At 71.5% G+C, this 13513-nt stretch carries 14 protein-coding genes and 1 tRNA gene; 12 read left to right on the forward strand and 3 right to left on the reverse strand.

From position 1 onward, the window contains the following. Window positions 1–8: 8 nt before the first annotated feature. Together ACWDR7_RS00510 and ACWDR7_RS00515 are read right to left on the reverse strand one after the other, a co-directional pair. Entirely contained in the window at window positions 9–536 is a 528-nt protein-coding gene (locus ACWDR7_RS00510; protein WP_449852988.1) for an FHA domain-containing protein FhaB/FipA, read from the reverse strand. A 4-nt stretch (window positions 537–540) separates the two neighbouring features. Further along, entirely contained in the window at window positions 541–1263 is a 723-nt protein-coding gene (locus tag ACWDR7_RS00515) for an FhaA domain-containing protein (protein ID WP_449852989.1), read from the reverse strand. 176 nt (window positions 1264–1439) lie between these two features. On the opposite strand from ACWDR7_RS00515, the gene ACWDR7_RS00520 reads away from it, so the two are divergent. The 12 genes from ACWDR7_RS00520 (at window position 1440) to ACWDR7_RS00575 (ending at window position 12244) form a co-directional block, all read left to right on the forward strand. Continuing rightward, window positions 1440–1526, forward strand: a tRNA-Leu gene (locus ACWDR7_RS00520). Window positions 1527–1814: 288 nt separating this feature from the next. Next, window positions 1815–3131, forward strand: coding sequence for a family 43 glycosylhydrolase (locus ACWDR7_RS00525; protein ID WP_449852990.1), 1317 nt, complete (start codon window positions 1815–1817; stop codon window positions 3129–3131). Between the two features lie 121 nt (window positions 3132–3252). Continuing rightward, on the forward strand, window positions 3253–4464 hold the full coding sequence (locus ACWDR7_RS00530; RefSeq protein ID WP_449853122.1) for an ROK family transcriptional regulator: 1212 nt from the start codon (window positions 3253–3255) through the stop codon (window positions 4462–4464). A 40-nt stretch (window positions 4465–4504) separates the two neighbouring features. Next, window positions 4505–5341: an ABC transporter permease gene (locus ACWDR7_RS00535; protein WP_449852991.1), complete on the forward strand. Its 837-nt coding sequence runs from the start codon at window positions 4505–4507 to the stop codon at window positions 5339–5341. Continuing rightward, a complete protein-coding gene (locus ACWDR7_RS00540) occupies window positions 5341–6138 on the forward strand; it encodes an ABC transporter ATP-binding protein (protein WP_449852992.1) in 798 nt (265 codons plus the stop codon). The genes ACWDR7_RS00535 and ACWDR7_RS00540 overlap by 1 nt, the downstream gene beginning before the upstream one ends. Before the next feature lie 22 nt (window positions 6139–6160). Next, the gene (locus ACWDR7_RS00545) at window positions 6161–7168 is read left to right on the forward strand and encodes an aliphatic sulfonate ABC transporter substrate-binding protein (protein ID WP_449852993.1); all 1008 of its coding nucleotides are present in this window, start codon (window positions 6161–6163) and stop codon (window positions 7166–7168) included. Beyond that, window positions 7165–8691 (forward strand): sulfatase-like hydrolase/transferase, encoded by a 1527-nt coding sequence (locus ACWDR7_RS00550; protein ID WP_449852994.1) that lies wholly within the window; start codon window positions 7165–7167, stop codon window positions 8689–8691. Before ACWDR7_RS00545 ends, ACWDR7_RS00550 begins: the two co-directional genes overlap by 4 nt. Beyond that, window positions 8688–10157 (forward strand): sulfatase family protein, encoded by a 1470-nt coding sequence (locus ACWDR7_RS00555; protein WP_449852995.1) that lies wholly within the window; start codon window positions 8688–8690, stop codon window positions 10155–10157. The genes ACWDR7_RS00550 and ACWDR7_RS00555 overlap by 4 nt, the downstream gene beginning before the upstream one ends. Then, a complete protein-coding gene (locus ACWDR7_RS00560; RefSeq protein WP_449852996.1) occupies window positions 10154–10516 on the forward strand; it encodes a YidH family protein in 363 nt (120 codons plus the stop codon). Before ACWDR7_RS00555 ends, ACWDR7_RS00560 begins: the two co-directional genes overlap by 4 nt. Continuing rightward, window positions 10513–10845, forward strand: a complete 333-nt coding sequence (locus ACWDR7_RS00565) for a DUF202 domain-containing protein (RefSeq protein ID WP_449852997.1) — start codon at window positions 10513–10515, stop codon at window positions 10843–10845. Before ACWDR7_RS00560 ends, ACWDR7_RS00565 begins: the two co-directional genes overlap by 4 nt. A gap of 14 nt (window positions 10846–10859) precedes the next feature. After that, window positions 10860–11774: a formylglycine-generating enzyme family protein gene (locus tag ACWDR7_RS00570; protein WP_449853123.1), complete on the forward strand. Its 915-nt coding sequence runs from the start codon at window positions 10860–10862 to the stop codon at window positions 11772–11774. 263 nt (window positions 11775–12037) lie between these two features. Further along, window positions 12038–12244 (forward strand): cold-shock protein, encoded by a 207-nt coding sequence (locus tag ACWDR7_RS00575; protein WP_067028170.1) that lies wholly within the window; start codon window positions 12038–12040, stop codon window positions 12242–12244. Window positions 12245–12317: 73 nt separating this feature from the next. Here the strand turns inward: ACWDR7_RS00575 and ACWDR7_RS00580 are convergent, their stop codons facing one another. Further along, entirely contained in the window at window positions 12318–13496 is a 1179-nt protein-coding gene (locus tag ACWDR7_RS00580; protein WP_449852998.1) for a MalY/PatB family protein, read from the reverse strand. Window positions 13497–13513: the final 17 nt, after the last annotated feature.

The following is a 13513-nucleotide window of genomic DNA, read 5'->3' on the forward strand; positions in this document are numbered from 1 at the left end:
CGTTCGGGTTACTTCCGCAGCTCGAACGTCGTGGCGCCGACCTTGATGGGGGCGCCGGCCTGCACGGGCACGGGGGACGAGGGCTGCACGCGCTCGCCGTCGTGCAGGGTGCCGTTCGTCGAGTCGAGATCCTGGATCATCCACTGGTCGCCCCACAGCACGAGACGCGCGTGGTGACTGGAGGTGTAGTCGTCGCGGATGACGAGGCCGGCCTCGGAGGAGCGGCCGATCGTGAGCGGCTCGGTGCCGAGCGGCAGCTCCAGGCCCGCCTTCGGGCCCGAGGTGATGACGATCCGGTTCACGGTGGACGTGGTCGCCGGCCCGCTCGAGCCGACGGTGGGGCTCGGGGTCGGGGGAGTGGCCGGTGCCTTCGCCGCCGCGGCGGACCGGGGCGCGCTCGCCGCGGCCGATTCCGGCAGGCGGCGCACGCGGCCGCCGAACAGGTCGGCACGCAGCGCGAACACGACCGACAGCACGAACAGCCACATCAGCAGCAGGAAGCCGCCGCGCAGGATCAGCAGGGTCAGATCGGTCACGTCTTCAGCTCTCCCGGGCGTCGAACAGGCGCGTGGCGCTCGTGCCGGGCGCGCTCCGCGGCGCCGACTGCGGCACGACGCGGAACACGATATCGGTGCGGCCGATGCGCACCACCGATCCGGAGTGCAGGGGCGCCTGCTTCGTGGCGCGCCCGTCGACCTTCGAGCCGTTCGTCGATCCGAGATCGCGCATCATCGCGTTCCGCCCGTCCCACAGGATCTCGACGTGCTTGCGGCTCGTGCCCGTGTCGGCGATCGTGATGTCGGCGTCGCTGCCGCGGCCGATCACCGTGCGCGCGCCCCGCAGCGGGTGCCGCCGCCCGCCGATCTCGACCACGGGCTGCCACGAGACGTCGCCCTCCGCCGAGCGGGAGTCGACCGCGATCGTGCCCGTGGAGACCTGCTCGTCGGCGCGGATCGCGATGCGCACGGCGCCGGCGAAGCTGTACCCCTGCGAGGCCGCGTGCTTGCGCACCATCTCGTCGAGTTCGGTGTGCAGCGCCGAGCCGAGGCGCGCCATGCGCTCCTCATCGGTGGGATTCAGCCGCACCGTCAGCTCGTTCGGCACGAGGATGCGGTCGCGGCTGACCACGGCGGCCTTCGTGTCGAGCTCGCGGCGCAGCGCGGAGGCGATCTCGACGGGCTGAATGCCGCTGCGGAAGGTCTTCGCGAACGCACCGTTCACGGCGCGCTCGAGACCCTTCTCGAAGCTGTCCAGCAGTCCCATATGGCTCCTCCGCGGGGCGTATCGGTTGCGGCCATCGTAGCCAGGGCGTCTGTACACAAGGTGGCGGGGCCTCTCACGACACGCGACGAGGCCCGCGCGCGACGTCCTGGCCGGTTCGTGACGGCCTCCTCCGCCGTGATATCCTCGCTTGGTTGAGTGCGGTTGCAAGCCGCCTCGCGCGAGTGGCGGAATAGGTAGACGCGCTGGCTTCAGGTGCCAGTGTCCTTACGGACGTGGGGGTTCAAGTCCCCCCTCGCGCACCACGCAGATGGATGGCCCCTGGTCGCGACGGATGTCGCTTCCCAGGGGCCATCTGCGTTTGTCTGTGCGGGGGGCGACCCCACCGCCCCCCCGATGCGTCGCTTCGCGACGCCGGGCGGTGGGCTGACGGGCGGGGCGACGCCGGGCGAGAGCGATCGGGGGCGCGTTCGAGTGCCTGCCGTGCGGGGCGGCGAATGGTCTTTCTGTCGGCTGTTGTGGGTCGAAAACGCCCTCCCTACCTTGTGTCTCGCGGCGGGCATCGGCGCCCGCGCGGACGAAGGGAGTGCGCGATGACGCGTGCGCAGGATGGGGCGATCGGCCGCAGGACCGTGCTGGCGGGGATCGGCGGATCGCTGGGGATGGTGGCGCTGGCCGCCTCGCCGGCACAGGCGGGCGGCGGCAACGGCGGGCGCTGGCCGGAGAACTGGCCGGATCCCGAGCCGTACGGTCTGGCGGACGTGCGCGAGGAGCTCTGGCCGCGCGAGGACAACTCGATGATCCTGCCGCTGGAGCTCCGGCCGCGCGACGAGGAACTGGGTCGCGTGTGGATGCGCGACACGTATGTGAACTGCTTCGTCGTCGACGGCCGGCCCCTCTACGTGGCCACCGGCACCACCCGCGTGCCCGGCCTGCAGGCGGCGGGACCGTGGAACGACGGCATCTTCGTGTGGACGGCCCCCTCGCTGCACGGGCCGTGGCGCCTGGCGGACACGACGGGGATCCGCCCGGCCGCCGAGAAGGGCAAGGTCTGGTCGCCCGAATTCGTGGACGAGAACCGCCCTGGCCGCACGGTCGTGGCGCCGTGGCAGGAGTACTGGCACGACGACCGCTTCGGCAAGCGGGGGCAGGCATGGGCGCCCGAACTGCACCACTTCCGTGACCGCTGGTACATCGTGGCCTGCATGGGCGACCACTCGCGCAAGGTCGGATCTTTCCTGCTCGTCAGCGAGGGCGGGATCGAGGGGCCCTACCGGCTGGCGCAGGGCAACCTGCACAAGCCGTTCGGCGATCCGTTCATCGGCGGACCGGCGTTCATCGAGCCCGGCGCCTATCACCACATCGACGGCGGCATGTTCACGGAGGGCGACCGGGCCTGGCTCGTGCTGCACAACGATCTGTTCGCCCCGTTCCGCGACGACATGGAGGACATCGTCCCGACCACGAACCTGCCGCGGTTCGCGCAGGTGCCCTACGCGCCGGAGCCCTACCTCGAGGGCGCGACGGTGTTCGCGCACGAGGGGCGGTACTACCTGATGCACGCCGCCTGGAGCCGCGCCTCGACCCGCGCCGACGGCACCGTGCGCTACGCGTACGATCCGCCGGGCGCGGGACGCACGCAGTTCCAGTACGACGCCGTGCTCGCAGTGGCCGACAGGTTCGAGGGGCCGTACTCCCCGCGGTGGACGATGGGCGTGGGCGCCGGCCACAACAACATCTTCCGCGACCGCAGCGGGCACCTGTGGGCGACGTTCTTCCGCAATCCGAACGCGGGGTACTGGTCGGATCCGTCGCGCGTCGGCGACGCGGCGGTGCCGGGCATCGTGCGTCTGGAGTGGACGGGGCCGGAAGAGGGCCGCCTCTACGTGGCCCGGTCGCGACGGCGCTGACTCACGTTCCGCGTCCTTTCGCTCCGCCGTGGTTTCGCACACGGGCGGGACGAAAGGACGCGGTTTTTCTATCGGGCTGTAGACGGAAAAATTCGGCCGTGATTCGCTACCCCTCGTGTCCATGCTCAACGGAGTGCACAGGCTCGTCCGCTCCACCCACGAAGACCGGGTGCTGCGCGCCCTGCGCGAGCACGGCGCCCTGAGCCGCGGCGAGCTCGCCGAGCGGGTCGGTCTCTCGCGGACGACCCTCTCCGAGATCACGGCCGATCTGCTGCGTCGCGGCGCGATCGTCGTCGCCGAGACGGATGCCCGCTCCCGCACCGGCAGCGGGCGCCCGGCCGAGCGCCTGGCCCTCGATCCGCGCTCCGGGCAGTTCCTCGGGGTGGACTTCGGTCACCGCCGGGTGCACGCCGTGATCGCGGACGCGGCGCACGAGGTGCTGGCCTCCGGTGCCGAGCACTACCCGGCCGAGAGCGAATGGCCCCAGCGCATCGACGCGGCGTTCGCGCTCATCGACCGGCTCTGCGCCGACAGCGGGGCGCACCTGCACGACATCCAGGGCGTGGGGATCGGCGTGCCCGGCCCGTACTCGCCGGTGAACGACCGCGACGGCGGAGGCTGGGGTCATCGCTCCGCCGCGACTGGGGTCGACGCGGCCTTCGCGGCCCGTTTCGACGCGCGCCTCGTGATCGACAACAACACCCGGTTCGCGGCCCTCGCCGAGGCGATCGAGAGCGACTCCCGGCACCTGCTGTACCTGCGTCTGGGCGACGGCGTCGGCGGCGGGCTCGTCATCGACGGGCACCTCGTGACGGGCGCCCACGGGTTCGGCGGCGAACTCGGCCACGTGACCGTGGAGCAGAACGGCCGCGCGTGCCGGTGCGGCAAGCGGGGCTGTCTCGAGTCCGTGGCGTCCGTGCCGGCGATCCTCGCCGAATGCCGCGCGAGGGGCGCCGAGGTGCGCGACCTCGACGAGCTGCGGCGCGCCGTCGGCATCGCGCACCCCGTCGTCGAGCAGGTGCTGCGCGAGGCCGGAGCCGCCGTCGGGCGCGTGCTCGGCGGCGCCGCCATGGTGCTCAACCCCTCCGAGGTCGTCGTCGCCGGCGAGCTGGTGCGCCTCGCGCCGCCGCTGCTGCAGCAGGTGCACTCCACGCTCACCTTCGAGCTGTTCCCCCTCGCGGGAGCGGCGCCCACCGCACGCGCCGCTCGGCTCTCGGACGACGGCGGCGCGCGCGGCGCGATCGCCGCGCTGCTGCGCTCCGGCCCCTCTCTCACCTCCGGCGCGCCAGCCCCCGTGCGCCCGTTCACCCGATCGCTAAGGAGCACCTCGTGAACGACACAAGCCACCGCCCCGACGAGGGGAGGAGGCGCGCATGAGCACCACACGCATCGAGCGCGCGCCCTCCGGCCCCGCCGCGGAGACCCCCACGCGCGCCATCGCGACCACCGGCGCCCGGCGCGACCGCCGTGCCGGGCGCCTGCTCACCTACAACGTGGCATCGGTCCTCGGCGGCATCGCCCTGTGGTGGGTGCTCGCGCTCGCCGGGCTCCAGCTGCCGACCCCGCTCGAGGTGGTGCAGAAGGGCATCGAGCTCGCCGCGAGCGGGGTGCTCCTGCAGGATGTCCTCGCCAGCCTCGGACGCGTGCTGTCCGGCTTCGTCCTCGGCACCGCGGCGGCCATCCCCGTCGGCTTCCTGATGGGCTGGTACGCCGTCGCGCGCGGGCTGTTCGAGCCGTGGATCCAGTTCTTCCGCACGATCCCGCCGCTCGCGCTGCTGCCGCTCGTGCTCGTGCTGATGGGCATCGGCGAGCTGCCCAAGGTGTTCGTGATCTTCCTCGCCGCCTTCCTGGCCTGCGTCATCTCCACCTACCAGGGCGTCGTCAGCGTCGATCGCACCCTGATCAACGCCGCACGCGTGCTGGGCGCGAAGGACGGCTACATCTTCGCCAGGGTCGTCGTGCCCGCCTCGACGCCGTTCATCCTCGTCGGCATGCGCGTGGGCCTCGGATCGGCGTGGGCCACCCTCGTCGCGGCCGAGCTGCTCGCCGCGCAGCAGGGCCTCGGGCGCCGGATGCAGCAGGCGCAGCTCTTCTACGACCTGCCGACGATCTTCGTCGGCATCGTGGTGATCGGCGTGCTCGGTCTCGTGATGGACCGGCTGCTGCTGCTCGCCGAAGCGAAGTTGACCGGATGGCAGGAGCGCCGCTGATGACGACCGACCCGAAGATCGAGATCCGCGGCGTGCGGAAGGTGTTCCCGCTCGCCGGAGAGGACTTCGTCGCCCTCGGGGGCGTCGACCTCGACATCGCCGACAACGAGTTCGTCACCGTCGTCGGGCCGTCGGGCTGCGGCAAGTCGACGCTCATGAACATCCTCGCCGGGCTCGAGCAGCCCACCGCGGGAGAGGCGCTCGTCGACGGCCGGGCCGTGACGGGGCCGGGGCCGGAGCGCGGCGTCATCTTCCAGCAGTACGCCCTGTTCCCGTGGCTCACGGTGCGCCAGAACGTGGAGTTCGGCCTCAAGACGGCGCGCGTGCCGAAGGCCGAGCGCCACACGCGGGCCGAGCACTTCATCCGCATGGTGGGGCTGGAGCAGTTCGCCGACGCCCTGCCGAAGATGCTGTCGGGCGGCATGAAGCAGCGCTGCGCCATCGCCCGCGCCTACGCCGTCAACCCGTCGATCCTGCTCATGGACGAGCCGTTCGGCGCCCTGGACGCCCTCACCCGCGTGCGGCTGCAGGAGCAGCTGCTCGAGACGTGGAGCCAGGACAAGCGCACGGTGATGTTCATCACGCACGACGTCGACGAGGCGGTGTTCCTCGCCAACCGCGTCGTCGTGATGGCGGCGCGTCCCGGCCGCATCGCGGAGATCGTCGACGTCGACCTGCCCTACCCGCGCACCGAGGAGATGCGTCTCAGCCCGGAGTTCACCGAGCTGCGCAACCGCGTGTGGCACGCCGTCTACCACCAGACCGCCCCCTCCACGCCGTCGACGACGACGGCGTGACACCCACAGAAAGCGAATGAACATGACCCGCACACGACACCTGATCGGCGCGGCCTCGGCCGTGACCCTCGCCGCCCTCGCGCTCGCCGGCTGCTCGGCGCAGGGGGGAACCGGCGGCGAGGAGACCACGACCGTCGACTTCGGCTACATCGCCGACTTCAACGGCGCGAGCCTGCTCGCGGTCGCCGAGGACCAGGGCCTCTGGGAGAAGCACGGCATCGACGCGAACGTGAGCTCGTTCACGAACGGCCCCCTGCAGATCCAGGCGCTCGACACCGGCGACCTCGACTTCGGCTACATCGGTCCCGGCGCCTTCTGGCTGCCGGCCACGGGCCAGGCCAAGATCGTCGCCCTCAACACCCTGGGCAACGCCGACCGCGTCATCGCGCAGCCGGGCATCGAGTCGGTCGAGGATCTCGCCGGCAGGACCGTGGGTGTGCCCGAGGGCACGTCGGGCGACATGATCCTCTCCCTCGCGCTCGAGGAGGCCGGCCTGACCAAGGACGACGTCGAGGTGGTGAACATGGACGCGTCGACGATCGTGTCGGCGTTCGCGTCCGGCCAGATCGACGCCGCGGGGTTCTGGTACCCGGCGATCGCGACCATCAAGGAGCAGGTGCCCGACGTCGTCGAGCTGGCCAAGAACGAGGACTTCTCGGAGACCACCGCGTTCCCGACGGCCTTCGTGGCGGGCAACGAGCTCGTCGAGAACGACCCGGAGACCGTCGAGAAGGTGCTCGCCGTGCTGCGCGAGGCGATGGCGTACCGCGCGGACAACATGCCGGAGACCATCAAGCTGACCGCCGCGATGCTGCAGCTCGAGCCCGCGCAGGTCGAGGCCGATGCGGCGAACGTCGAGCTGCTCACGGCCGAGCAGCTCGACGAGTACACCGAGGACGGCACGGTGGACGAATGGCTCACGAGCATGAACGACTTCTTCATCTCGGCCGAGCGGATCCCCAGCGAGGTGGACCCCGCGACCTACTACACCGGCGACCTGTTCGTGCAGGCCGGGCAGGGAGAGAAGTGACGAAGCCCCGCAACATCCTCTTCCTCATGACCGACCAGCACCGGGTCGACACCCTCGGTGCGTACGGCAACGCGTTCGGCACCACCCCGGTGCTGGACGAGCTGGCGCGGACCGGGACCCGGTTCGACCGCTGGTACACGCCCACGGCCATCTGCACGCCGTCCCGCGCGAGCCTGCTGACCGGTCAGGCGCCGTTCCGCCACAAGGTGCTCGCCAACCACGAGCGCAACGTGGGCTACTCGGAGGACATCGCCGACGGCACGTTCACCTTCGTCGAGGCGCTGCGCGAGAAGGGCTACAACACCGGCCTCATCGGCAAGTGGCATATCGGCACGGAGAAGAACGCCGCCTCGTTCGGGTTCGACGGTCCCGACCTGCCCGGCTGGCACAACCCCGTCGAGCACGAGGACTACCTGCGCTACCTCGCCGAGCACGGCCTGCCGCCCTATGCGATCAGCGACCGGATCCGCGGCACGCTTCCCAACGGCGGGCCCGGCAACCTGCTCGCCGCGCGCCTGCACCAGCCGGTCGAGGCCACCTTCGAGCACTACCTCGCCACGCGGGCGATCGAGCTGCTGGAGCGCTACGCGGAGGAGAGCCACAGGGACGGGCGTCCGTTCTTCCTCGAGCTGAGCTTCTTCGGGCCGCACCTGCCGTACATCCTGCCCGACGAGTACTTCGACATGTTCGATCCGGAGCTCATCGAGCTGCCCCGCTCGGTGGCCGAGACGTTCCAGGGCAAGCCCACCGTGCAGAAGAACTACAGCGCGCACTGGACGTTCGACACCATGCCGATCGAGCAGTCGCGCAAGCTCATCGCGGTCTACTGGGGATACGTGGCGCTCATCGATGCGCAGGTCGGCCGGGTCATGGACGCCATGACCCGGCTGGGCCTGGCCGACGACACCGCGGTGTTCTTCACGTGCGACCACGGCGAGTTCACCGGTGCGCACCGCCTGCACGACAAGGGCCCGGCGATGTACGAGGACATCTACCGCACGCCGGGCCTGCTGCGCGTGCCCGGCCAGCCGGAGGGTGTGGTCCGCACCGAGTTCGTGAGCCTGCTCGACTGCACGGCCACCATCCTCGAGCTGGCCGGCATCGATCCTTCGCCCGCCGTCGATTCCCGCAGCCTGCTGCCCCTCGCCTCGCGGGACGAGGTCGCGTGGCAGGAGGACATCGTGTGCGAGTTCCACGGGCACCACTTCCCCTACCCGCAGCGCATGCTGCGCGACGAGCGCTACAAGCTCGTCGTCAACCCCGACTCCGTCAACGAGCTCTACGATCTGCTCACGGATCCCGACGAGCTCCTCAACGTGTACGAGCTGCCGGAGATGAAGGGCGTCCGGACGCGGATGATGCAGCGGCTGTACGCGCTGCTGCGGGAGCGCGGGGACAACTTCTATCACTGGATGACGTCGATGTACGAGGTGGGCGACCTCGACTACGACCCGATGATGTCGGGGCTGGACGAGTCGACCTACGCGGCGGCGCCGGAGGGACGAGGGCGGGAGGGCGCATGACGCCCGACCGGCGGCCGAACATCGTCATGATCCTCACCGACGATCACGCGGCGCACGCGATCGGCGCGTACGGGTCGGTCGTGAACGCGACGCCCCGGATCGACGAGATCGGTGCGCACGGCGTGCGCTTCGAGAACTGCTTCGCGACGAACGCCCTGTGCTCGCCGAGCCGCGCGTCGATCCTCACCGGCACGTACTCGCACGTGAACGGCGTGACGACGCTCGTGACGCCGATCGACGCGAGCCAGCCCACCTTCGTGAGCGCGCTGAAGGCCGCCGGGTATCGCACGGCGGTGATCGGCAAGTGGCACATGGGCGACGGCGAGGGGCACGATCCGCAGGGCTTCGACTACTGGGACGTGCTCATCGAGCAGGGGGAGTACTGGGACCCGCGGTTCCTGTCGGCGGACGGCCTGCGCACGGTGGAGGGATACGCCACCGACGTCATCACGGATCTCGCGCTCGGCTGGGTGGAGTCGCTGGACGGCGATGAACCGTGGTGCGTGCTGATCTCCCACAAGGCACCGCACCGGCCGTGGGAGCCGCACCCGCGCCACCGCGACCTCTACACCGATCCGATCCCCGTGCCGCGGACCTTCGGCGACGACTACGCCACGCGCACCTCGTCGGCGCGGCGGGCCCTCATGCGCATCGCCGAGAACCTCAACCGCGAGGACCTGAAGCAGGATCCGCCGGCGGGCCTGTCGTACGAGGAGGAGGCGCTGTGGAAGTACCAGCGCTACATGGAGGACTACCTGCGGTGCGTGGCGGCGGTCGACGAGAGCGTCGGCCGCGTGACGGACCGGCTGCGTGAGCGCGGCGAGTTCGACGACACCCTGGTGATCTACACCTCGGACCAGGGGTTCTTCCTCGGCGATCACGGCTGGTTCGACAAGCGGTTCATGTACGAGGAGTCGCTGCGGATGCCGCTGCTGATGAGCTATCCGGCGCGCGTGCCGGCCGGCGGGGTGCACGAGGGGATCGTCACCAACGTCGACCTCGCGCAGACGATCCTCGACGCCGCCGGGGTCGCGCACCACCCGCGCATGCAGGGGCGCAGCGTCTTCGGCGATCTCGTCGGCGCCCCATCCGATCCGCCGGCCGAGGGGATGTACTACCGCTACTGGGAGCACGACGACGTCTTCCACCACGCCCCCGCGCACTACGGCTACCGGTCGGAGCGGTACAAGCTCATCTGCTTCTACAACGACGGCCTCGGGCTGCCCGGCACGGGCGCGTTCACCTACCCGCTGGAGTGGGAGCTGTACGACCTGGCGGCGGATCCCGGCGAGCTGCGGAACGTGTTCCATGATCCGGACTACGCCGAGGTCCGGGACGACCTGCGGCGCCGCCTGCGCGCCGAGCAGCGGCGGCTCGGCGACGCGCCGCATCCCGCCGACGTCGGACACCCCGCGGACCCGGGCGCCCCGGTCGACGCCGGGGTCCGGGCGGGAGGGGGCGCGTGAGCCCGGGTGCGCGCTTCCCGTCGTCGGTGTACGGCCGGGGCGAGGAGCCCGACCCGCGGTTCAGCCTCGCGAACGAGCGCACCTTCCTGGCCTGGGTGCGCACGTCCCTCGCGCTCCTCGCGGCCGGGGTGGCGCTGGAGGCGCTGCGCCTTCCGGCGGACGAGCGGTTCCGCTTCGCCGCCGCCGCGGTGTTCGTCGCGCTCGGCACGGCGGCGGCGCTGCAGGCATGGATCGGCTGGGCCCGCACCGAGCGCGCCATGCGACTGGGCCGGCCGCTGCCCGGCCAGTCGCTCGGGGGTGTGATCGCGCTCGGCGTGGTCGCCGGGACGGTGCTCGTGGCGATCGGGATGCTGCTGTGACCGTGTTCGATCCCGGCCTGCAGCCCGAGCGCACGCTGCTGGCGTGGCGCCGCACCTGCCTCGCGCTCGGCGTGGGCAGCGCGGTGGCCGCACGGTTCGCCGCGCCCCAGGCCGGGGCGCTCGCGGCCGCCCTGGGACTCTGCGGCGTCGTGCTGGCGCTCGCCGCCTACCTGGCCGCCGGGCGCCGGTACCGCAGGGCGCACGACGCGCTCACGGCGGGGCGCGCGCTGGCACACCAGGACGCCGTACCGCTCGCGCTGCTCGCCGGTGCGCTCGCGGCGCTCGCGTCGGCCTGCGCCGCCTACGTGCTGTGGGAGGGGATCCGGTGAGCGACGGCATCCGCATGGTCCGGATCGACGGCGGCGTCCTCGAGATGGGCTCCGAGCGGTTCTACCCCGAAGAGGGCCCCGTGCACCGCGTGCGGGTGGATCCGTTCGAGCTGGACGAGCACGCCGTGACGAACGCGGAGTTCGCCCGGTTCGTGGCCGAGACCGGTTACGTGACGGTCGCCGAGCGGCCCCTGGACCCTGCCGCCTTCCCCGGCGCCGATCCGGCGATGCGCGCGGCCGGCAGCCTCGTGTTCCGGATGACCTCCGGTCCCGTCGACCTGCGGGACTGGCGGCAGTGGTGGGCATGGGTCCCCGGGGCGTGCTGGCGCCGCCCGGGCGGGCCGGACACGACGGTGGACGGGCGCGAGGACCATCCCGTGGTGCAGGTGTCGTTCGAGGACGCGAACGCGTACGCGGCGTGGGCCGGCAAGCGGCTGCCGACCGAGGCGGAGTGGGAGTTCGCCGCGCGCGGCGGGCTGCGCGGCGCGACATACGCGTGGGGCGAGGACGGCAACGAGGGCGCCGCGCACGCCAACACCTGGCAGGGCCGGTTCCCCTACGAGAACACCGGCGCGCGGGGGTGGATCGGCACGGCACCCGTGGGGTCGTTCCCGGCGAACGGGTACGGCCTCTACGAGATGACCGGCAACACGTGGGAGTGGACGAGCGATCGCTGGACCGATCGCCATCGGGATCCCTCGGCCGCCTGCGAGGGTGCCTGCTCCTGCGGCCCCTCGGACGCCGCCGCCGACGCGGCTCCCGGGGAGGCGATCCCGCGCCGCGTACTCAAGGGGGGCTCGCACCTGTGCGCGCCCGAGTACTGCCTGCGTTACCGCCCCGCGGCCCGCTCTCCGCAGAGCGAGGACTCGGCGACGACGCACATCGGCTTCCGGTGCGCGCGGACGGTGGAGCGCCGCTCGCTCCTGTGACGGCCGCCTGGCACGCTTCAGGCGGTGGGCTTTGGGGGCTGCCCGGGGAGGGCGGGTACGTGTCCACCGTTTGGGGGACACGTGGCGTAACATAATGCCCGACGTCCTCTCTCGGTCGTCCGGCCCTCACTGTTTCCCCCCAACGGTGAGGGCTGTTTCCATTCTTTACGCCGTTCCCCTATCGCTCACAGCCGCGACCGGCTAGCGTGGGCCTTGGTCGTCGACAACACTACGGCGGCCGAATTTCTATAGAACGGCAGTAAATGAGCACGCAGGGCACCGTCAAGTGGTTCAACTCGGAGAAGGGCTTCGGCTTCATCTCTCCTGACGAGGGCGGCTCCGACGTCTTCGCGCACTACACCGCAATCGAGTCGTCGGGCTACCGCTCGCTGGAAGAGAACCAGCGCGTGGAGTTCGAGATCGCCCAGGGCCCCAAGGGTCTTCAGGCGGAGAACATCCGGCCGCTGTAGTCCGGATCACCGACAAGCCCCATCCGCTCAGGCGGGTGGGGCTTTCGTCTTGCCCCCGCGCGGGCGAGGCGGATCAGCGGGCGCGCAGCGCCGCACCCATCGCGGCGATCGCCTGCTCCAGCAGGGGGCGCGGCATGGCGATGTTGAACCGGATGGCCGTCTCCGCCCCGGCGCCGCACATCGCGCCGTCGGTCGTGACGACGCCCGCGTGCCCGCGGAAGAACTCGGCCGGCGATCCCTCGAGGCCGAGGGCGGCGCATTCGAGCCACGCCAGGTACGTTCCCTCCGGCGGCGTGTAGACCACGCCGGGCAGGTGCTCGGCGACGAGGTCGGCCAGCAGTCGGCGGTTGCCCTCGAGGTACGACACCACGCCGTCGAGCCAGGCGCCGCCGGCGGAGTAGGCCGCGGTGTTCGCGATCACGCCGAGATTCGCCGCGCCGTGACCGAACGACTGCCCGTGCTCCTGCCAGTAGGCGCGATCCGCGTCGTTGGAGAGGATGAGCTGCGCGCACTTGAGCCCGGGCAGGTTCCAGGCCTTCGACGCCGACGTCGCCGTGATGGTGTGACCGGCATTCACCGCGTTGACCGAGGCGTAGGGCACGTGCGGCGCGTCGTAGACGAGCGGCGCGTGGATCTCGTCCGAGAACACGCGTGCGCCGTGGCGCGCCACGATCTCGCCGATCGCGGCCATCTCGTCGCGGCGCAGCACGCGCCCGATCGGGTTGTGCGGGTTGCAGAGCACGAGCAGCCCGCCGCCGTCCGCGAAGGCGGCGTCGAGGGCGTCGAGGTCGTACTCCCAGCCGTCGGCGGTGCGGATCATCGGCACCTGGATGATCCGCCGGCCGTGGGCGAGCGGCACGGTGAGGAACGGCATGTACGCCGGCGTGGGCAGGACGACCGCGGAGCCCGGGGCGCTGAAGTGCTCGATCGCCAGCTCGAGGGCCGCGATGACGTCGGGCATCGGCTTGACGTCGGCGGGGTCGACGGCCCACCCGTAGCGCGTCGCCGACCACGTGGCGAACGCCTCGCCGAGCCGCGTCGCGAACGCGGGAGGCAGGTAGCCGAACGCACCGGCGTCGACGGCGGCGTGCAGCGCCTCGGTGACGACCGGCGCGGTGCCGAAGTCCATCTCCGCCACCCAGGCCGCGATCGTGTCGGGGAAGAGGGTCCACTTGATCGACCCCGCGGCGCGGAGCTGCTCGGCGGTGACCGCGTCGAACACCGCGGCCATGTCGGGTGCGGGCTGTGTCATGCGTGCCTCCGTGTGGG

The organism is Microbacterium sp. NPDC003461, assembly GCF_053588335.1.